The sequence below is a fragment of the Streptomyces albus subsp. albus genome (assembly GCF_000725885.1).
GTDB classification, from domain to species: Bacteria; Actinomycetota; Actinomycetes; order Streptomycetales; family Streptomycetaceae; genus Streptomyces; species Streptomyces albus.
The window spans coordinates 1-19,413 of record NZ_JODR01000002.1 but is presented as its reverse complement, the minus strand read 5'-3'; the positions used below and the strand labels follow the sequence as shown (position 1 = coordinate 19,413).

The window sequence follows — 19,413 nt, the reverse complement described above, 5'->3', positions numbered from 1 at the left end:
ATCCCGGCGGGTCCGCCGAGACGGCCGACCGGCGCGTGGTTGCCCCCTCGTCGCAGGCCGTACCATCGCTCTTCATCTGCTGACAGCGGCTGAGCTACTGGCCACGGACCCGGGGGAGAGGGCATGCGGTCCCTGCGCGCGGAGGATCCTGAACGCATCGGTGACTACCGGCTTCTGGCGCGGCTGGGCGAGGGCGGCATGGGCAGCGTCTACCTCGCCCAGTCCCCGCGCGGACGCACCGTCGCCGTCAAACTGGTGCGGCGCGAACTGGCCGCACACGCCGAGTTCCGGCACCGCTTCGAACAGGAGGTCGGCGCGGCACGCCGGGTCGGCGGCGAGTGGACCGCGCCCGTGCTGGACGCCGACACCGGGGCCGAACAGCCGTGGGTCGCCACCGGCTACATCCCCGGCATCACCCTCCAGGAAGCCGTCGCCGGACGCAGCGCACCGCTGCCCGGGCGCACCCTGCGCATCCTCGCCAACCGGCTCGGGCTGGCCCTGCGCGCCGTCCACGCCGCGGGCATCGTCCACCGCGACGTCAAACCCTCCAACATCCTGGTCACCATCGACGGGCCGCGCGTCATCGACTTCGGCATCGCCCGCGCGCTGGAGACCGTCGCGGCGGACGCCGAACTCACCCGCACCGGCGCCGTCGTCGGCTCGCCCGGGTTCATGTCGCCCGAGCAGGTGCGCGGCGAGCGGCTGACCGGGGCGAGCGACATCTTCTCGCTCGGCTCCGTCCTCGCCTTCGCCGCGACGGGGCGCACCCCCTTCGGCGGCGACGGCGTCGCCGGGCACGTGCAGATGTACCGCATCACCCAGGAGGAGCCCCGCCTGGAGGGCGTGCCCGACGCCCTGCGCGAACTGGTCGCCGACTGCCTCGCCAAGGACCCCGCCCGGCGCCCGGACATCGGCAGCCTGCTGGAGCGGACCGCCGACCCGCAGGACGCGCCGGGCCCCGGCCCCGCCGCTGCGGACGCCGCCGAACCCTGGCTGCCCGCAGCCCTGGTGGCCCAACTGGGCAGACACGCCGCACAACTGCTGGACATGGAGGTCCCCGGCGCCCAGGCCGCCGCCGACCGCGCCGCCGAGGCCCCCGCCGTACCGCCGCCCACCCGCGTCGCGGCCGGCCCCGCACCGGACGCGGACGCCCCGGCAGCCGGAGGGCGCACCCCGGAAGAGCCCGCGACGAGCGCCGGGACGGATTCCGGGAGGGGCGAGGGGACGGCGGACGGGGCGGCCACGGAGGACGCGGCGGAAGAGACCGGTACCGGGCAGGCCGGGCGCGGCGCCGCACCGGACAGCGGCACGGACCCGGCGGACACCGCCGACTCGACGACAAACGCCGCTGGACCGGCGGACGCCGGACCCACGGACGCGGTCGGAACGACGGAGGCCGGAGCCACGGACGCGGGCGGAACCACGGACGCCTCCGAACCGGTGACCGCCGTCCAACCGGTGACCGACACCGGCTCGAAGACGGCAGTCGTCACGGCGACCACGACACCCACCGCACCCACGTCGCCCACATCAGCCACGTCGCCCACCGCAGCCACGTCAGGCACGTCAGCCACGACCTCCAAGCCGGCCACGTCCGCCACGCCGGCCGCGGCGTCCGAGTCGGCAACGACGTCCGGACCGGCCGCGAAGTCCGCGTCGGCCGCGAAGTCCGCATCGGCCGACGACTCGGCGTCGGCCGCCCCACCAAGCACGGCCCCGGCGTCCGGTTCCGGGACGGCGCCCTCCCCGGCGTCTGGGGCCGGCCCCGCCGGCGTCGGGGCGCCCGGCGCCGCGAGCGCGGATGGCGCCGCCGCGCCGGGCGGTTCGCCGGGCGGGGGCACGCCGCCGCCTCCGCCGGGCGGCCTCGGCGGTCCGCACGGTACGGATGTGCACGGCATGCTCACCGTCACCGGGCCGGTGCAGCACACCCCACCGTCGGGGCAGTGGGCGGTGCCGGGCGGGCCCGGCGGCCCCCAGGCGCACTTCCCGGCGCCGGGGGAGCCGCCCGCGCAGGGGCGCCGGCGGGGGCGCGCGGTGCTGCTCGGGGCGCTCGGCGTGGTGCTGGCGGTGGCCGCCGGGGCCGGCACCTTCGTGGCGTTGCAGGTCTACGACCAGGACGGCGGCGGCGGGAAGCCGGGCTCGGAGGCGGGGCGTTCGCCCGGCCGGGGAGAGCAGGGGGAGGGGGCAAGCGGCGGGGCCGCGGTGCCCGAGCCCTCCGAGCGGGACATCAGCAGCCCGGCCCCGGGCGGCGCCCTGCCGAGGGGCTATCTGGGGGCCTGGCAGGGCAGTGTCCAGGACGCGGACGGCTCGACCATCACGCGCCGTTTCGAGATCCGGCAGGGACGGAAGGGCGAGGTGATCGCCAAGACGGTGAACCTCCGCGCGGGCATGATGTGCGAGGGGAGGGCCACTTTGGTGGCGTTCGACGGCGGCGCCGCCGGACTGCGCATCACCAGCACCATCACCCAGAGCCACCCGATGCACAAACCCTGCTCCCCGTACAGGGAGCAGCGGCTTGTGCTGCGCGGTGACGGCAGTCTGTCGTGGACCTATCCGGCCGGTTCCCTCTCGGCGAAGCTGCACAGGGTGGGCGATCCGGCCCGGCCCGTGCCGGCGAGGCTGGCCGGTGAGTGGAAGGGCGTTGCCGCGGACGGGCGGGAGCGCACCCTTTCCGTGGAGCGGGGCCGGGTCGGTTCGGCCAGGCTGGTGGTGTCGGGCAGAGGGCCGAGCGGCGACTGCGAGTGGGAGAGCGAACTGGCCGCAGCGGACGGGAACACGCTCTCCTACGGCCCGGACGTGGTGACCCGGGGCGGTACCCGCGCCGGCTGCTCCACCAAGGGGATTTCCGTGACCCTCACCGCAGTCGGTGACGACGAGCTGCGGATGTCGCCGGCCACGCCCGCCGATGCGCCCCCGCTCGTCTTCCGCCGGCCCTGAGCCGCCCGGTCACTGGCGCCGGTCCGCGTCCCGGGTGGGTACCGTCAGCCGGGAGGGGTCCTGGGCGGGCGAGCTGAAGGTGAGCCGTGCGCCGTCGGGGTTGTACTCCGCGTACAGCGGGTCGGCGGTGTCGACGACGAGGGCGAGTCGGTGTCCTGCGGGCACGTCGTACGCCGTGGAGAACAGGTCGAGGTCCACGGCGAACGGCTTGCCCGGGGTGCGGTCGTGGAAGGTGTAGGGGGCGTGGGTGATCAGCTTCCCGGTGCCCAGCGGGCCCACGTCGTAGAGGTAGGCGTAGAAGGTGCCGCTGCTCGCGGTGCTGGTGACGGTGGTGTGCAGCGTGGTGGTGCCGCGTACCGCCGTGTCGCTTCCGTAGCGGCCCGACTCCCAGACGGCGGCGCGGGAGCGGGGCAGCAGCGGCATGCTGACGACGGGCGGCAGCTTCAGGAACTGGTCGAGGATGCCGGTGAGGAACATCGTCCCTCCGTTGGCGCCCGAGTCCTTGCCGGTGGCCAGTTTCCTGGTGTCGTTCAGGGCGAGGGTGCGGGCGCCGGAGGGGACGTCCTTCCAGTCGGCGTAGCCCTCGTAGGCACCGGTGGTGCGGGACTTGAGCTGGACGGGCGGCTGGGTGTCGATGCCGTTGTCCTCGCCCTTGAGGTAGTGGTCGAACCAGTCGTGGGCGTGCGACCAGGTGTCGTTGGGCAGCCCGAGCAGGCCGGTGGCCTCGGGGGTGGCGTGGTCGCCGGGGCGGAACTCCAGCCGCTTGGGCACGCGCAGCTTCTCGTAGAAGTCGGCGTACTGGTTGGGCGGGAAGATGGAGTCGCCCCAGGCGTTGCCGAGCATGACGGCGGCGCCGTTGCGGTTGATCTTGTCGAGGTAGGTCGCGGGCGAGCGCTTCTTGCCCCAGGCGATCATCTCGTCCTCCTTGTCGAGGTCGGAGGCGAGGAAGTCCTTGAGGATCTGCCGCAGTTCGGGGCTGGGCCGTCCGGTCAGTTCTCCGGCGCCGCCGAGCAGCCCGGCCGCCTGGAGGTGCTGGGTGCGTCCGCTGTAGATCGACTCGATGAGGTCGGCCCAGCCGCTGAGCGCGGCGACGGCCTTGATGCGAGGGTCGTGGCCGGCCGCCAGCAGGCTGATGCCGGCGCCGTAGGAGACGCCGCCCATGCCGATGCGGTCCTTGTCGGCGGGGGTGTGGGCGAGGGCCCAGTCGATGACGCGGGAGGCGTCGGCGATGTCCTCGGGCCCGCCGGTCTCGATCCGGCCGCCGGACTGCCAGAAGCCGCGTGAGTTGTAGCTGACGACGACGTAACCGGCGTCGGCGAGCTTCTTGGCCTGGACGAGGTATTCGATCTGCGGCATGCCCCAGCTGGTGGGCAGCACGATGAGGGGGTATTTGCGTGTGCTCCCGGCGGTGGCGCCCTCGGGCAGGGCGACGTTGGCCTTGAGGGTGATGCCGCCGTCGCCCTCGATGTCGGTGAAGTCGATCCCGGCCACGGCCGGGGCGGCGCCGGTGGTGGCCGCGGCAGTGTCGCGCGCCGGCAGGGCGGTGGCGGTGGGGGCGAGGGCGAGGCCGGTGGTGGTGAGTGTTCCGGCGAGGAGGACCGAGGCGTACCGCACTGCGGTGGGGGAGGGGCGCATGCACGTCTCCAGTTGTCGTCGGCGACCGGGCTGCGAAGTGACTGGAGAGTAAGCACCGGCGGCTACCCGAGGTAACCCGTCGGTAGGTTACGGACCAGTAAAGGAGTGGCCGCCCGCGCCGCCCCGCAGGGGTTCTTGTCAGGTGCCCAGAGGGGGCTTACGGTCTCAATCTCACGTATATCTACGCGTGTCGAACAGGCTGCCGCGCTCACAAAGGAGCTGCTCATGCCCGACGTTGTACGTGCCGCGCTGGTCCAGGCGAGCTGGACGGGCGACACCGAATCGATGATCGCCAAGCACGAGGAGCACGCCCGGGAAGCCGCACGCCGGGGCGCCCGCATCATCGGTTTCCAAGAGGTCTTCAACGCCCCGTACTTCTGCCAGGTCCAGGACGCCGAGCACTACCGCTGGGCGGAGCCGGTGCCCGGCGGACCGACGATCAGCCGGATGAGCGAGCTGGCCCGCGAGACCGGGATGGTCGTCGTCGCCCCGGTGTTCGAGGTCGAGCGCCCGGGCTTCTACTACAACACCGCCGCCGTCATCGACGCCGACGGCACCGTGCTGGGCAGCTACCGCAAGCATCACATCCCGCAGCTCAAGGGCTTCTGGGAGAAGTTCTACTTCCGCCCCGGCAACCTCGGCTGGCCGGTCTTCGACACGGCCGTCGGCAAGGTGGGGGTCTCCATCTGCTACGACCGGCACTTCCCCGAGGGCTGGCGGGCACTCGGCCTGGGCGGCGCCCAGATCGTCTACAACCCCTCGGCCACCTCCCGCGGTCTGTCCGCCCACCTGTGGCAGCTCGAACAGCCCGCGGCGGCCGTCGCCAACGCCTATTTCGTCGCCGCCATCAACCGCGTGGGCACCGAGGAGTGGGGCGACAACGACTTCTACGGCACCAGCTACTTCGTCGACCCGCGCGGCCGGTTCGTCGGGGAGACCGCCTCCGACAAGGAGGAGGAACTGCTCGTCCGCGACCTGGACCTGGCGCTCATCGACGAGGTCCGCCAACAGTGGGCCTTCTACCGCGACAGGCGGCCCGACGCCTACGAAGGGCTGGTGCGGCCGTGAACGCCCCGACGCCCTCCACGGCGGCCGGCGGCGCCGCCCACGCGGAACTCCACGCCCGTCACAAGGCGGTGCTGCCCGACTGGCTGGCGCTGTACTACGCACAGCCCCTGGAGATCACCCACGGCGAGGGCCGCCATGTGTGGGACGCCGAGGGGCGCCGCTACCTCGACTTCTTCGGCGGCATCCTCACCACCATGACGGCCCACGCGCTGCCCGAGGTCACCAAGGCGGTCGCCGAACAGGCCGGGCGCATCCTACACACCTCCACCCTCTACCTCAACCGGCCCATGGTGGAGCTGGCCGAGCGGATCGCCTCCCTCTCCGGCATCCCCGACGCGCGGGTCTTCTTCACCACCTCGGGCACCGAGGCCAACGACGCCGCCCTGCTGCTGGCCACCACCTACCGGCGGTCCAACCAGGTCCTGGCGATGCGCAACAGCTACCACGGGCGTTCCTTCACCACCGTCGGCATCACCGGCAACCGCGCCTGGTCGCCCACCTCCCTCACGCCGCTCCAGACCTTCTACGTGCACGGCGGCGTACGCACCCGCGGCCCGTTCGCGCACCTGGACGACGCCGCGTTCACCGCCGCCTGCGTCGCCGACCTGCGGGACCTGCTGGGCCAGTCCGGCGGGAACGTCGCCGCACTGATCGCCGAACCCGTGCAGGGCGTGGGCGGGTTCACCTCGCCGCCCGACGGACTGTACGCCGCCTTCCGCGAAGTGCTGGACGAGCACGACATCCTGTGGATCAGCGACGAGGTGCAGACCGGCTGGGGCCGCACCGGCGACCACTTCTGGGGCTGGCAGGCGCACGCCGCCGCGGGCCCGCCCGACATCCTCACCTTCGCCAAGGGCATCGGCAACGGTATGTCCATCGGCGGCGTCGTCGCCCGCGCCGAGGTCATGAACTGCCTGGGGGCCAACTCCATCTCCACCTTCGGCGGCAGCCCCGTCACCATGGCCGCGGCCAACGCCAACCTCGCCTATCTGCTGGAGCACGACCTCCAGGCCAACGCACGCCGCGTCGGCGGACTGCTGCTGGAGCGGCTGCGTTCGGCCGCCGCCGGCGTCGGCATCGTCCGCGAGGTGCGCGGGCGCGGACTGATGGCCGGCATCGAACTGGTGCGGCCCGGCACCGGCGAACCCTCGCCCGAAGCGGCCTCCCTCGTGCTGGAGGCGGCCAGGGAAGGCGGCGTCCTCATCGGCAAGGGCGGCGGCCACGCCACCCCCAGCGTGCTGCGCATCGCCCCGCCGCTGACCCTCACCGTCGCGGAGGCCGAGGCGGGGGCCGCCGTGCTGGAGAGCGCCCTGCGTACCGCCGAGGCCCGGCTGACGGGAGGCGCCGAGGCATGACCTCCACCCTCATCACGGGCGGCCTCGTGGTGACCGCCGCCGACGAGGTGGCCGCCGACGTCCTCATCGAGGGCGGACGCGTCGCCGCCGTCGTGGACCGGCACAGCACGGTCGCCGCCTCCCTGACCGCCGACCGCACGCTGGACGCCACCGGCCTGTACGTCATCCCGGGCGGCGTGGACGGGCACACCCACATGGACTTCCCGTTCGGCGGCACCTTCTCCAGCGACGACTTCGAGACCGGCACCCGGGCCGCCGCCTGGGGCGGGACGACCACGATCGTGGACTTCGCCGTCCAGACCAGAGGCCGGGCGCTGCGCGAGGGGCTGGACCGGTGGCACGCCAAGGCCGACGGACGCTGCGCCGTCGACTACGCCTTCCACATGATCCTCTCCGACGTGAACGACGGCACGCTGCGCGAGATGGACGCCCTGGTCGCCGAAGGCGTCACCTCGTTCAAACTGTTCATGGCCTACCCGGGCGTCTTCTACAGCGACGACGGGCAGATCCTCCGCGCCATGCAGCGCACCGCCGGCAACGGCGGGCTGGCCATGGTGCACGCGGAGAACGGCATCGCCATCGACGTCCTGGTCGAACAGGCACTGGCCGCCGGCCGCACCGACCCGCGCCACCACGGCGAGGTCCGCAAGGCGCTGCTGGAGGCCGAGGCCACGCACCGTGCGATCCAGCTGGCGCGGGTCGCCGGATCGCCGCTGTACGTGGTGCACGTCTCGGCGCGGGAGGCCGTCGAACAGCTCGCCGCGGCCCGCGCGCTGGACCTCCCGGTCTTCGGCGAGACCTGCCCCCAGTACCTCTACTTGAGCACCGACAACCTGGCCGAGCCGGACTTCGGCGGCGCCAAGTACGTGTGCAGCACACCGCTGCGGCCCCGCGAGCACCAGGCGGCACTGTGGCGCGCACTGCGCACCGACGACCTCCAGGTCGTCTCCACCGACCACTGCCCGTTCTGCTTCACGGGCCAGAAGGACCTGGGCCGGGGCGACTTCTCCAGGATTCCCAACGGGATGCCCGGCGTGGAACACCGGATGGACCTGCTGCACCAGGCGGTCGTCGACGGACATCTGACCCGCCGCCGCTGGATCGACCTCGCCTGCGCCACCCCCGCCCGGATGTTCGGCCTCTACCCGCAGAAGGGCACGCTGGCGCCGGGCTCCGACGCCGACGTCGTCCTCTACGACCCGCACGCCGAGCAGACCCTTTCGGCGGAAACCCACCACATGAACGTCGATTACTCCGCCTACGAGGGCAGGACGGTCACGGGTCAGGTCGTCACGGTGCTCTCCCGGGGCGAGACGGTGCTCGACAGGCGCACCTGGGTGGGCCGCGCCGGGCACGGCCGGTACGTCCCGCGCGGGGTCTGCCAGTTCCTCGACTGACCGGATGCGTTCCGACACCAACTGAGGGGTCATGCTGATGGACTTCGGACTCGTGCTCCAGACGGATCCCCCCGGCCACGCGACCGTCGATCTGATGCGCCGCGCCGAACGCAACGGGTTCCGCTACGGCTGGACGTTCGACTCGCCGGTGCTGTGGCAGGAACCGTACGTCATCCACAGCCGCATCCTCGCCCACACCACACAGCTGACCGTGGGCCCCATGGTCACCAACCCGGGCACCCGCGCCTGGGAGGTCACCGCCTCCACGTTCGCCACCCTCAACGAGATGTACGGCAACCGCACCGTCTGCGGCATCGGGCGCGGCGACTCCGCGATGCGCGTCGCCGGCCGCCCGCCCGGCACGCTGGGCCGCCTCGGCAAGGCCATGGCCGCCATCCGGGATCTGGCCGAGGGCCGCGAGGCCGTGGTGGACGGCACCCCGATGCGGCTGCCGTGGGTGCGAGACGGCCGGCTCCCGGTGTGGATGGCCGCCTACGGCCCCAAGGCCCTCGCCCTGGCCGGCCGCGAGGCGGACGGGTTCATCCTCCAGCTCGCCGACCCGGTGCTGACCGCCTGGATGGTGCGCGCCGTCCGCGAGGCGGCGGCCGAGGCGGGGCGGGACCCGGCCGAGGTCACCATCTGCGTGGCGGCGCCGGCCTACGTGTGCGAGGACACCCCCGACGCGCTCGCCCACGCCCGTGAGCAGTGCCGCTGGTTCGGCGGCATGGTCGGCAACCACGTCGCGGACCTCGTGGCGCGGTACGGCGAGCACTCCGACGCGGTACCGGCGGCGCTCACCGCCTACATCAAGGAACGGCAGGGCTACGACTACGCGCACCACGGCCGGGCCGGCAACCCGGACACCGCCTTCGTGCCCGACGACATCGTGGACCGCTTCTGCCTGCTGGGCCCCGAACAGGCGCACACGGCCCGGCTGCGGGAGCTGGCCCGGCTGGGCGTGGACCAGTTCGCGCTCTACGCCATGCACGACGCGAAGGAGCCGACCATCGACGCCTACGGCGCCACCGTGATCCCCGCGCTGGCCGCCCTGGAGTGAGCGTCAGGCGGGCGCACTACTGGCCCTCCCGGTTGTGGACCAGCGGCCGGTAGTCGGGGTGGCGGCGGATGTAGTCGGCGAAGAACGGGCAGACCGGCGCCACCTTCTCGCCCGCCTCCTGGACGGACTCCAGGATGTGCCGCGACAGGGCGCTGCCCACGCCCCGGCCCTCGTAGGCGGGCTCCACCTCGGTGTGGGTCACGGCCACCACCCCGGGGGCGCGCAGATACTGCGCGACGCCCGCGAGCGTGCCGCCGATCCGGGCCTCGTACCGGCTCTCGGCGGTGTTGTCCGCGATCTCGATCCGCTCCTGACCGGCCATGCTGCTCACCGCCACTCCTGACTGCCGCACCGTGCCGTCCCCCAGCCTCCTCCGGTGCGCGGGGGAGCGGCAACGGGTGGCGGTCCGATGGGGTGGCCTCCGCCCTCCCGTCGCGGATGGATCAGGGTTGACTTCAAGTCGACTTCAAGTCGGAGGGTGTGGGCACGCGCCGCCGCACAGGCGGGCGGAGCGCCCCTCGCGCACCCGTACGACGAAGGAGACACCCGTGATACTCGTGACCGGAGCGACAGGGAAGGTCGGCGGCCAGGTGGCCGCGCAGCTCGTGGCGGCGGGCGTCCCCGTACGTGCCCTCGTCCGGAACCCGGAGACCGCCGTGCTGCCCCCCGGGGTCGAACCCGTCCGCGGCGATCTGGCCGACCCGGCAGCCCTGACCGCGGCCCTCACACAGGAGGTGACGGGTGTCTTCCTGATGTGGCCGCTGCCCGGCCCCGGCGGCGCCGCGGAAGCGGTCACGGCCCTGGCCCGGCGCACCGGCCGCATCGTCTACCTGTCGGCACGCGGCGTTCCCGAGGCACCCGGCGACGGAAGCGAGCCGGCAGCCCACATCCTGGGCACCCACGCCGTACTGGAACGCCTGGTGCGCGAGGCGGTCCCCGCATGGACACTGCTGCGCCCCGGCGGCTTCGCGAGCAACACCCTGGAATGGGCGGCCCAGGTGCGCTCCGGCGACACCGTGCGCACCGCGTACCCGAAGGCCGCCCGCCCCCTGGTGCACGAGGCCGACATCGCCGCGCTCGCCGTCCGCGCCCTGCTGACCGACGATCTGCTGGGCGCCGTCCCCGAGTTCACGGGGCCCGAGGTGCTCACCCAGGCCGAACAGATCGCCGTCATCGGCGAGGTCGTGGGCCGCCCCCTCGCCGTCGAACGGCTCACCCGCGCCGAGGCCCGCACCGGACTGCTGGCCGCCGGACTGCCGCCCGCCTACGCCGACGGCATCCTCGACGCCCACGCGGCGATGGAGACCGAGCCCGAATCCCCGGCGCCCGCCTCGGCAGCCCTCCTGGGCCGCCCGCCGCGCACCTACCGCGAGTGGGTCACCGACCACCTGGCGGACTTCACCTGAGCGCTGCGCCCGCCGTCACCACATGGCGGCGGGCGGGGCCCCTACGGCACCCGGGCCGTCCACTCCTCGCTGCTGAACTTGGTGAGGGCCAGCTCCTCCGCGCGCGCCATCTCCTGGGGCGTGACGTGCCCCTCGCTGAGGCCGTAGCGGGTGCGGAAGGAGGTGATCATCCGGTCGATGACGTCCGCGCGGGGCAGCCCGGTCTGCCGGCGCAGCGGGTCCACCCGCTTCTTGGCGCTCCTGGTGCCCTTGTCGGACATCTTCTCCTTGCCGATGCGCAGCACGTCGAGCATCTTCTCCGCGTCGATGTCGTAGGACATCGTCACGTGGTGCAGGACGGCGCCGTCCCCGCTGGTGAGCCGCTTCTGCGCGGCACCGGCGATCTTGCCCTCCTTGGACGCGATGTCGTTGAGCGGCATGTACCACGCCTTGATGCCCATGTCGCCCAGCGCCCCCAGGACCCAGTCGTCCAGATACGCGTAGGAGTCGGCGAAGGAGAGGCCGGAGACCAAGGAGGCGGGCACCGACAGCGAGTAGGTGATGGTGTTCTCGGCCTCCACGAACATGGCGCCGCCACCGGAGATGCGCCGCACCACGGTGACACCGTGCCGGGCGGCGCCCTCGGGGTCCACCTCGTTGCGCAGCGACTGGAAGCTGCCGATGATCACCGCCGGTGCACCCCACTCCCACACCCGCAGGGTGGGGGCCCGGCGTCCGGCGGCGACCTCCTCGGTGAGGACCTGGTCGAGCGCCATGTGGAGCGCGGGCGACTGCGGCGGCTCGTGGATGAGCTGCCAGTCGTAGTCGGACCAGTCGGTGGCCTGCGCCAGCGCCCGGCGGACGGCCACCGCGATCCCCTCGGCCGTGACGCCGTACATCGCGGTGCCCTCGGGCAGCGCCGCCTCGATACGGGCGGTCAGCCCGGCCGCGTCGGTGTCCGAAGGCGCCCCTTCGAGGGCCCCGTCGATGGCGGCGAGCGCCTCGTCCGGCTCCAGGAAGAAGTCCCCCGCGACCCGGACGTCGCGCAGCACGCCGTCCCGGTCGTCGAGGTCGACCACCACGAGCTTGCCGCCCGGAATCTTGTACTCGCCGTGCACCCCGGCCCCCTACCTTCCGTATCTGGTCCGGTCGGGGTCCAACCATACGTCCGTCGTCAGCCTGCGCGACCGCCGTGTGTGGCTGACCAGCAAAAACGTGGACATGATCAGCGTGACTGCCTGCGCGACGAGGGCCAGCCGCTTGTCGTCGGACCACACCGGGTCGTGCATGCCGGGGAACGGCCCCAGCCGGCCGACGTCGACGTACTGGTAGACCAGCAGCAGCGCCATCCCGCCCGCGGCCACCAGCCAGGCGTACGCATCGCAGTAGGCGCGCCACCACACCAGCACCAGCAGGGCGCCGAGCGCCGCCAGTCCGGCCTCGATGCGGAACAGATCGCCCTGGCTGATGTCCGCCGTGACGCGGTCGAACCGGCCGGCGAGCGTGGCGTGCACGTACGCGACCACGGCCAGACCGCCCGCGGACAGCACCCGGGCGGCGAACTGCACGGCGCGGTACGCGGGCCCGTGGGGTGCGGGCGGAGGGGTGGAGCTGTTCGCGGTCATGGCCTCTCCCGCCGTCACAGTGTGCGGGACACCGCCGAGGGCGCCCCGGTGCCGTCGCGTACGGTTCAGCGCCCGCCGGGCGCCCGGCCCGCCGAGGACGCGCCCCGGCGTGCGGCGGACGGCGCCGCCGGCACGGCGCCCGGGACCTGTTCCGCGCTGTTCCTCATGGCGCCTCCTCGGGGGCGGCGGTGCCCCGGCCCGAGCCGTCCGGCGGCACGGGCGGTCCGCCCGACCAGCGCACCACGGACCCGCACCCGGGGCCACCCGGCGGCACCGCATCGGGTGAGGCCGGGCCGCTCTCGCCAGTGCTGTACGTTGGACTTGTTGGTACGGTGTGCTGCACTGCGCCGGCCTGTGGCCGGCCGACGGCACCGCGACGAGGAGCGAGACGCAACCCATGAACACGACCGAGGAGTGGCTGCACGCCGCCACCATCGACCCGTCCGTCGGTGCCCTGCGCCCGGACTACCGCGCGCTGCTGATCGTCGGCGAAGGGCTGCGCCCCGGACCCGGTGACGCGTTCAGCGAGGAGATGCTGGCCGAGGCCGAGGCGAAGGCGTGCGATCCCGAGGAGCACCCGCACGTCGCCGAGTGGCGCGAGGCGTTCCGCGCGTTCGGCGCCAAGCCCAAGCGCACCCGCTCCAGCGTGGACGCGCTGCTGCGCCGCGCCCCGGAGGGGCTGCCCCGCGTGGACCGGCTCACCGACATCTACAACGCGGTCTCCGTCGCCCACGTCGTCCCGCTCGGCGGCGAGGACCTCGACCACTACCAGGGGCCGCTGCGCCTCACCCGCGCCGAGGGGACCGAACCGTTCGAGCTGATGTCGGGCGGCGAACCGGTGACCGAGCACCCCCGCGCCGGTGAGGTGGTCTGGCGGGACGACGCGGGCGTCACCTGCCGCCGCTGGAACTGGCGCCAGTGCGTACGCACCCGCCTGACGACGCAGACGACACGCGCGGTCTTCATCCTCGACGCGCTCGGCGCGATGGACGACGCCGCACTGGAGGCCGCGGGCCGCGCCCTGACCGACGCCCTCAGTGCCGGCAACCCGGAGGCGGTCCTCACCTCCCGCCTCCTGCGCGCCACTCCGGCCTGACACAGGCGGGACGAGGCCGGGCCCGCCGCCCCGCAGCGTCCTCCGGGGCGGCGGGAAAAACCCTCGAAGCCGACTCCCGCCCCAGACGGCGACTTTGGTCGTCCGGCGGCAGACCGAAGACTGATCCACCGGCCCGGACCCCGTGCCTACAGTCGGGAAATCCGCGGTGGCGCCCGCGACAAGGGGCGCCCCGCCACCGATTCCCGCACCGCGCACCCCAGGGGCCCGCATGGCAGACAACAGGTCCGTTCCGCCCGGAAGAACACCGCTGTCCGGCCGGCTGACGGCGGCACTGGCACTCCTCGTGCTCTCTCCCGTCTGCGCCGAGTACCTCATCGGCTACGACAGCATCATCGGCCGCCCGCGGGAACTGCTGACCGGACTGCTGCTGCTCGCCCCGCTCTACGGCTCGGTCGCCGTGCTCATCAGGGAGGCCGTTCGGCGGACCGGCCGGGGATGGCCGAGCATCCTGCTGCTGAGCGCGGCGTTCGGGCTGATCCAGGCCGGGCTGATCGACCAGAGCCTGTTCAACCCGCACTTCGTCGACGACGCCTCCTGGGCCCGGGAGCGGCAGCCCACACTCGTGCCCGCCGTCGGTGTCAGCGTCCACCATCTGCTGGGCTTCGTCGTCGGCCACGTCATCTGGAGCTTCACGGCGCCGGTCGTCGTGATCGAGTCCTGCGTTCCGCGACTGGCCGACCGCCCCTGGCTGGGACGCGTCGGCCTGACGGCGATGGCGGTGCTGTACGCGTGCGCGGTGGTGGTCTTCTTCCACGAGCACACCAGGACGTTTATGGCGAGCCCCGCCCAGCTGGGCGTCACCGGGGCCGTCGCCGCCGCCCTCGTCGCCTCCGCGTTCGTCCTGCCGCGCCGTCCCGCGCCCTCCCCGGGCCGGGTGCCGTCGCCGTGGTCCGTCGGCGGCGGGGCCGTGGTCGCGCTGGCCGTCCACCAGCTGGTGCCGGCCGGCTGGTGGGGGACCGTGCTCGACCTGGTGGTGCTCTGCGCGGGCGGCGGTGCGCTGCTGTGCTGGTCGCGGCGCCCCGGCTGGGGCAGGCGCCACGCGCTCATGGCCGGCGGCGCGGCCCTCGTGGTGAACGCGGGGCTCTCGTTCGTGGTCGTACCACTGGGCGGCGACACCTCTCCCGTGGCCAAGTACGCGGCCAACGCCACGCTGACGGCAGCCGTGCTCGCGCTGCTGATGTGGGCCGACAGCCGGCTGCTGCGCTTCGGGCCGCGGACGGCGCCGACCGCGACGGCCGCCGGCGCCGAGGCGGCCGGAGGCTGAGCGGGAACCGGCTCAGGCCGTCATATGACGGGCGAGCAACCGGGGCAGGGCGGTGCCGATGGGGTCCCGTACCACCTCGTCGGCCAGCGCGTCGTAGGGCGTCGGCTCCGCGTTGACGACGACGAGTTGGGCACCGTGCTCGGCGGCCAGCCCCGCCAGCGAGGCGGCGGGCTGCACCTGGAGACTGGTTCCCACGGCGTAGAAGATCTCGCAGGCCCGGGCCACGGCCATCGCCTCGCCCAGCACCTTTGGATCGAGGGCCTGACCGAACATCACGGTGGCGGATTTGAGGATGCCGCCGCACGCCAGGCAGTCCGGGTCCTCCTCCCCGGCGGCGACCCGCTCAAGCGCGTCGGCCATCGTGGAACGCGCCCCGCACTCCGTGCACACCACCGAACGGGCGTTGCCGTGCAGTTCCAGCACCTTCCGCGCGGGGACGCCCGCGGCCTGGTGGAGCCCGTCCACGTTCTGGGTGATGACCCGCACCGGCACCCCGGCGGCCTCCAGCCGGGCGACGGCCTCGTGCGCGGCGTTGGGCCGGGCCCGCCACACCGGGCTCTCACCGCGCATCAGCCAGGAGCGGCGGCGGACGTCGGGGTCGGTCACGTAGTGGTCGTAGGTGACCAGTTTCTCGGCTTCCGGGTCCTTGCGCCACACACCCTGCGGCCCCCGGTAGTCGGGGATGCCGGAATCCGTGGAGATACCCGCGCCGGTCAGGAACGCCACCAGCGGCGCACCGCCGCCCGGCGCGCTGTCACGTTCGGCCATGCGCCCAGCGTAGCCGCCGCCCCGGGGGACGACTCCGCGCGCCCGAAGGCGGCCTCGCCGCCCGGTCGGACACCGTGCTTGTATGGAGGTGTGATCGACGACGAGCTGATGACAGCGGTGGAAGAAGCAGTCCTTTCGGCCGTACGGGCGGAGGTCATGCCGCGCTGGCGGCAGCTCGCCGAGGACGAGGTCACCACCAAGACCGGCAGCCACGACCTGGTCACCGTCGCCGACCAGCGTGCCGAACAGCGGCTCTCCGAGGACCTGCGCAAACTGCTGCCCGGTTCGGTGGTCGTCGGAGAGGAGACGGTGCACGCGCACCCGGCGACCTACACGGCGCTGGAGGGCGACGATCCGGTGTGGATCATCGACCCGATCGACGGCACCCGTCAGTTCGTCGCCGGCGACGAGGGCTTCTGCACACTGGTGGCGCTGGCACGGCGGGGCGAGACGCTGGGCGCCTGGATACACGCGCCGGCGCTCGGTCTGACGGCCACGGCACGCCGCGGCGGGGGAGTGCTGCTGGACGGCCGGCCGCTGCACGCCGGCTCGCCCGCCGAGGGCGCGCCGCTGCATGTCGCCGTCTCGCACCCCGACTTCACCGACGAGTCGCAGAAGCGGGCGCTGAGCGGGCTGCACACCGAGGGCGTCGCGCCGCGCGACACCGGCTCGGCCGGGCTGGAGTACCTCGCCATCGCGCGGGGCCGGCTGGACGCCGTCGCCTACACCTGGGAGTCGGCCTGGGACCATGCCGCGGGGCTGCTGGTGGTCACCGAGGCGGGCGGCGCCCACAGCACGGTCGCCGGCGCGCCCTTCCGGCTGGCCGGCGGCAACGCGCTGCCGTTCACCGCGGCGCGGGACGCCGCCACCGCGCGGCGTATGGTGGGCCTGCTGCGCGACCAGAACGACTGACGAGAGCGACATCAGCCGGCCCGCCGTGTCCGGGCCGGGGCCGGGCGAGGGGAGCCACACGTGCCATCGATCCGGGACGCGGTCGTCGTAGGTGCCGGGCCCAACGGGCTGACGGCGGCGGTGGAGTTGGCCCGCCGCGGTTTCACCGTCGAGGTGTTCGAGGCGCTGGAGACGGTCGGCGGCGGCGCCCGCACCGAGGAGCTGACCCTGCCCGGCTTCCGCCACGACCCGTGCTCCGCGGTGCACCCCACCGGTGCCGGCTCGCCCGCCTTCCGTGCCATGCCGCTGGCGGAGCACGGGCTGGAGTGGCTGCACCCCGAACTGCCCATGGCCCATCCGTTCCCGGACGGCAGCGCCGCGGTGCTCTCCCGCTCGGTGGGCGAGACGGCCGCGTCGCTCGGACCGCGCGACGCGGGTGCCTACCGCCGGCTGGTCGCCCCCTACCTGGGCCGCTGGGAGACCCTCGCGGAGGACTTCTTCGGCTACGGCTCCGCCCTCAACGGCCGTCTCCCGGCCGACCCCGTCCAGCTCGTCCGGTTCGGACTGACCGGGCTCCAGCCGGTCACCTGGTCGAAGATCCGGTTCCGGGACGCCAAGGGCCCGGCGCTGCTTGCCGGGATGGCGGGGCACGTCATCGCGCCGATGAACAACCCGTTCATGACGGCGCCCGCGCTCGTCTTCGCGCTGGCCGCCCACGCGGTCGGCTGGCCGGTCCCGCGCGGGGGCTCGCAGGCCATCTCCGACGCGCTGGCCGGCTATCTGCGGGCCCTGGGCGGCACCATCCACACCGGTGTCGAGGTCAGACGGCTGGACGAACTCCCGCCCGCGCGCGCCTACGTCTTCGACACCTCGCCGACCGCGCTCGCCCGTATCGCGGGCCTGGGCAGCGCCTACGACGGCGTGCGCTACGGCGCCAGCCTCTTCAAGATCGACTACGCGCTGGACGGGCCCGTCCCCTGGACCTCCCCCGAGGCGGCCCGGGCCGGAACGGTCCACGTCGGGCCCACCATCGACGACATCGACACCGCGATGCGGGACGCGGTCGTGCGCGGCCGTGCCCCCGAGCGGCCCTTCCTCATCACCGCCCAGCCCAGCCTGGTGGACCCGAGCCGCGCCCCCGAGGGCAAACACGTCTTCTGGGCGTACGGCCATCTGCCCAACGGCTGGGAGGGCGACGCCACCGAGGCGGTCGAACGGCAGATCGAACGCTTCGCCCCCGGGTTCCGCGACCGGGTGCTGGCCCGCGCCACCGCGGGCCCCCCGCAGCTCGCGGCCCGCAACGCCAACTACGTGGGCGGCGACATCGCCTGCGGCTCCGCCGCCGGACTGCGACTGCTGATCCGCCCCAAGCTCAAGCGCGTCCCCTACGAGACGGCGCACCCCTCCGTCTACCTGTGCTCCTCCGCCGCCCCGCCCGGTCCCGGCGTGCACGGCATGGCGGGCCACCACGCCGCCCGCGCCGTCTGGCGCCGGCTGCGCCGCAGGGCGTAGCGGGACGCCTTCGGATCATGGCCCCATGGTCGGGAGCCCCTTGCGGCGGATAGGGTCCCCACGGCGCGACTGCCTGTTCGAACGACTGAGAGACCCAGGGGCAGAACATGACTACGACGGCGCGGAGCACACCGGCGCGCGTACTGATCGCCGCGGACAAGTTCAAGGGATCGCTGACGGCCGTCGAGGTCGCCGACCGCGTGAGTGCCGGGATCCGGAAGGCCCGTCCCGAGGCCAGGATCGAGGCGGTGCCGGTGGCCGACGGCGGCGACGGCACCGTGGCCGCGGCCGTCGCGGGCGGGTTCACCCGCCACGAGGTCGAGGTCACCGGCCCCACAGGCGCCCCCGTCACGGCCGCGTTCGCGCTCCGCGAGGGCACCGCTGTGGTCGAGATGGCCGAGGCCGCCGGGCTCCAGCACCTGCCGCGCGGCGTCTTCGTCCCGCTGACCGCCACCACCTACGGCGTCGGTGAACTGCTGCTGGCGGCGCTGGACGCCGGCGCGCACACCGTCATCCTCGGCGTCGGCGGTTCGGCCACCACCGACGGCGGCGCGGGCATGCTGGACGCGCTCGGCGCCCGTCTGCTGGACCGCGACGGGGACACCGTGCCGTGGGGCGGCGGCGGGCTGCGGGAGCTGGTCACGGCCGATCTGTCCGGTCTGGACGAGCGGCTGGGCAAGACCGAGTTCGTCCTCGCCAGCGACGTGGACAACCCGCTGACGGGTCCGAAGGGAGCCGCCGCCGTCTACGGCCCGCAGAAGGGCGCGAGCGACGCCGACGTCACGCTCCTCGACGACGCCCTCACACATCTCGCCGAGGTGCTGGGCGCCCAGGAGGCCGCCGCCTCGCCGGGCGCCGGTGCCGCCGGCGGTATCGGTTTCGCGGCCCTCGTCGGGCTCCGCGCCCGGTTCCGCCCCGGAATCGAGATCATGATGGAGGAGCTGGGCGTCGAGGCCGCGATCGGGCGGGCCTCTCTGGTGATCACCGGTGAGGGCTCGCTGGACGAGCAGACGCTGCACGGCAAGGCCCCCGCCGGAGTCGCCGCAGCGGCCCGGCGGGCGGGCAAGCCCGTGGTGGCCGTGTGCGGGCGTCTGGCGATCGACGCCGCCCGGCTGAAGGCCGCCGGGATCGAGCGGGCCTACGCGCTGACCGACATCGAGTCCGACGTGGAGCGCTGCATCGCCGAGGCGGGCCCGCTGCTGGAGGCCCTCGCCGAGCGGCTGGCCGCCGACCGGCTCTGACCTCCTGACCTCCGGGGCCGGGGCGGGAAGCCCCCCCCCGAACGCGAAGAGGGGCCCACCGCGACGGCGGTTTCTAGCGGTCGTTGCAACACGTGGTTGTGTTGATCAGGCCGCGAGCAGTTTATGCAGGCGCTCGGCTGGGGTTTCCCAGCCGAGCGTTT

Annotated in this window: 16 protein-coding genes; 11 read left to right on the top strand and 5 right to left on the bottom strand. The window is 73.6% G+C overall.

Annotated features, from left to right (window positions below):
* Positions 1-123: 123 nt before the first annotated feature.
* The gene (locus IO40_RS0101950) at positions 124-2,937 is read left to right on the top strand and encodes a serine/threonine-protein kinase (RefSeq protein ID WP_051719233.1); all 2,814 of its coding nucleotides are present in this window, start codon (positions 124-126) and stop codon (positions 2,935-2,937) included.
* Positions 2,938-2,946: 9 nt separating this feature from the next.
* On the opposite strand, the gene IO40_RS0101945 is transcribed toward IO40_RS0101950, so the two are convergent.
* Positions 2,947-4,572 (bottom strand): alpha/beta fold hydrolase, encoded by a 1,626-nt coding sequence (locus tag IO40_RS0101945; protein ID WP_031174748.1) that lies wholly within the window; start codon positions 4,570-4,572, stop codon positions 2,947-2,949.
* A gap of 225 nt (positions 4,573-4,797) precedes the next feature.
* Between IO40_RS0101945 and IO40_RS0101940 the strand changes: the two genes are divergently transcribed.
* The 4 genes from IO40_RS0101940 to IO40_RS0101925 are packed head-to-tail and all read left to right on the top strand — an operon-like array spanning position 4,798 to position 9,449.
* Complete coding sequence (locus IO40_RS0101940; protein ID WP_030405850.1) at positions 4,798-5,640, top strand: nitrilase-related carbon-nitrogen hydrolase; 843 nt, start codon at positions 4,798-4,800, stop codon at positions 5,638-5,640.
* Positions 5,637-6,995: an aspartate aminotransferase family protein gene (locus IO40_RS0101935; RefSeq protein ID WP_031174747.1), complete on the top strand. Its 1,359-nt coding sequence runs from the start codon at positions 5,637-5,639 to the stop codon at positions 6,993-6,995. The genes IO40_RS0101940 and IO40_RS0101935 overlap by 4 nt, the downstream gene beginning before the upstream one ends.
* Complete coding sequence (gene hydA / locus IO40_RS0101930; RefSeq protein ID WP_030405852.1) at positions 6,992-8,392, top strand: dihydropyrimidinase; 1,401 nt, start codon at positions 6,992-6,994, stop codon at positions 8,390-8,392. The genes IO40_RS0101935 and hydA overlap by 4 nt, the downstream gene beginning before the upstream one ends.
* A 37-nt stretch (positions 8,393-8,429) precedes the next feature.
* Positions 8,430-9,449 (top strand): TIGR03842 family LLM class F420-dependent oxidoreductase, encoded by a 1,020-nt coding sequence (locus IO40_RS0101925; RefSeq protein ID WP_031025226.1) that lies wholly within the window; start codon positions 8,430-8,432, stop codon positions 9,447-9,449.
* A 16-nt stretch (positions 9,450-9,465) separates the two neighbouring features.
* On the opposite strand, the gene IO40_RS0101920 is transcribed toward IO40_RS0101925, so the two are convergent.
* Positions 9,466-9,771, bottom strand: coding sequence for a GNAT family N-acetyltransferase (locus IO40_RS0101920; RefSeq protein WP_031174746.1), 306 nt, complete (start codon positions 9,769-9,771; stop codon positions 9,466-9,468).
* 226 nt (positions 9,772-9,997) lie between these two features.
* Between IO40_RS0101920 and IO40_RS0101915 the strand changes: the two genes are divergently transcribed.
* Positions 9,998-10,855, top strand: coding sequence for an NAD(P)H-binding protein (locus tag IO40_RS0101915; protein ID WP_031174745.1), 858 nt, complete (start codon positions 9,998-10,000; stop codon positions 10,853-10,855).
* A 41-nt stretch (positions 10,856-10,896) separates the two neighbouring features.
* On the opposite strand, the gene lplAB is transcribed toward IO40_RS0101915, so the two are convergent.
* Together lplAB and IO40_RS0101905 are read right to left on the bottom strand one after the other, a co-directional pair.
* Positions 10,897-11,952 (bottom strand): lipoate-protein ligase LplAB, encoded by a 1,056-nt coding sequence (lplAB, locus tag IO40_RS0101910; protein ID WP_016470650.1) that lies wholly within the window; start codon positions 11,950-11,952, stop codon positions 10,897-10,899.
* Positions 11,953-11,961: 9 nt separating this feature from the next.
* Positions 11,962-12,459, bottom strand: coding sequence for a hypothetical protein (locus IO40_RS0101905; protein WP_030405857.1), 498 nt, complete (start codon positions 12,457-12,459; stop codon positions 11,962-11,964).
* Positions 12,460-12,856: 397 nt separating this feature from the next.
* Between IO40_RS0101905 and IO40_RS0101900 the strand changes: the two genes are divergently transcribed.
* Both IO40_RS0101900 and IO40_RS0101895 read left to right on the top strand, forming a co-directional pair.
* The gene (locus IO40_RS0101900; protein WP_033228344.1) at positions 12,857-13,555 is read left to right on the top strand and encodes a B3/B4 domain-containing protein; all 699 of its coding nucleotides are present in this window, start codon (positions 12,857-12,859) and stop codon (positions 13,553-13,555) included.
* A gap of 229 nt (positions 13,556-13,784) precedes the next feature.
* Positions 13,785-14,840 (top strand): hypothetical protein, encoded by a 1,056-nt coding sequence (locus tag IO40_RS0101895; RefSeq protein WP_016470653.1) that lies wholly within the window; start codon positions 13,785-13,787, stop codon positions 14,838-14,840.
* Positions 14,841-14,852: 12 nt separating this feature from the next.
* Here the strand turns inward: IO40_RS0101895 and IO40_RS0101890 are convergent, their stop codons facing one another.
* The gene (locus IO40_RS0101890; RefSeq protein WP_031174744.1) at positions 14,853-15,608 is read right to left on the bottom strand and encodes an SIR2 family NAD-dependent protein deacylase; all 756 of its coding nucleotides are present in this window, start codon (positions 15,606-15,608) and stop codon (positions 14,853-14,855) included.
* A gap of 90 nt (positions 15,609-15,698) precedes the next feature.
* On the opposite strand from IO40_RS0101890, the gene IO40_RS0101885 reads away from it, so the two are divergent.
* The 3 genes from IO40_RS0101885 (at position 15,699) to IO40_RS0101875 (ending at position 19,252) form a co-directional block, all read left to right on the top strand.
* Positions 15,699-16,520 carry an inositol monophosphatase family protein gene (locus tag IO40_RS0101885; RefSeq protein ID WP_031174743.1) on the top strand — a complete coding sequence of 274 codons (822 nt, stop codon included), beginning with the start codon at positions 15,699-15,701 and terminating at the stop codon, positions 16,518-16,520.
* Between the two features lie 60 nt (positions 16,521-16,580).
* Positions 16,581-18,011 (top strand): phytoene desaturase family protein, encoded by a 1,431-nt coding sequence (locus tag IO40_RS0101880; protein WP_016470656.1) that lies wholly within the window; start codon positions 16,581-16,583, stop codon positions 18,009-18,011.
* Between the two features lie 107 nt (positions 18,012-18,118).
* Positions 18,119-19,252, top strand: coding sequence for a glycerate kinase (locus IO40_RS0101875; protein ID WP_016470657.1), 1,134 nt, complete (start codon positions 18,119-18,121; stop codon positions 19,250-19,252).
* Positions 19,253-19,413: the final 161 nt, after the last annotated feature.

Bases quoted from the DNA above. Each gene is read 5' to 3' on its own strand.
- IO40_RS0101940 (WP_030405850.1), top strand. From the start codon at position 4,798: ATGCCCGACGTTGTACGTGCCGCGCTGGTCCAGGCGAGCTGGACGGGC.
- IO40_RS0101945 (WP_031174748.1), bottom strand. From the start codon at position 4,572: ATGCGCCCCTCCCCCACCGCAGTGCGGTACGCCTCGGTCCTCCTCGCC.
- IO40_RS0101890 (WP_031174744.1), bottom strand. From the start codon at position 15,608: ATGGCCGAACGTGACAGCGCGCCGGGCGGCGGTGCGCCGCTGGTGGCG.
- IO40_RS0101895 (WP_016470653.1), top strand. From the start codon at position 13,785: ATGGCAGACAACAGGTCCGTTCCGCCCGGAAGAACACCGCTGTCCGGC.
- IO40_RS0101875 (WP_016470657.1), top strand. From the start codon at position 18,119: ATGACTACGACGGCGCGGAGCACACCGGCGCGCGTACTGATCGCCGCG.
- IO40_RS0101925 (WP_031025226.1), top strand. From the start codon at position 8,430: ATGGACTTCGGACTCGTGCTCCAGACGGATCCCCCCGGCCACGCGACC.
- IO40_RS0101905 (WP_030405857.1), bottom strand. From the start codon at position 12,459: ATGACCGCGAACAGCTCCACCCCTCCGCCCGCACCCCACGGGCCCGCG.
- IO40_RS0101900 (WP_033228344.1), top strand. From the start codon at position 12,857: ATGAACACGACCGAGGAGTGGCTGCACGCCGCCACCATCGACCCGTCC.
- hydA (WP_030405852.1), top strand. From the start codon at position 6,992: ATGACCTCCACCCTCATCACGGGCGGCCTCGTGGTGACCGCCGCCGAC.
- IO40_RS0101920 (WP_031174746.1), bottom strand. From the start codon at position 9,771: ATGGCCGGTCAGGAGCGGATCGAGATCGCGGACAACACCGCCGAGAGC.
- IO40_RS0101950 (WP_051719233.1), top strand. From the start codon at position 124: ATGCGGTCCCTGCGCGCGGAGGATCCTGAACGCATCGGTGACTACCGG.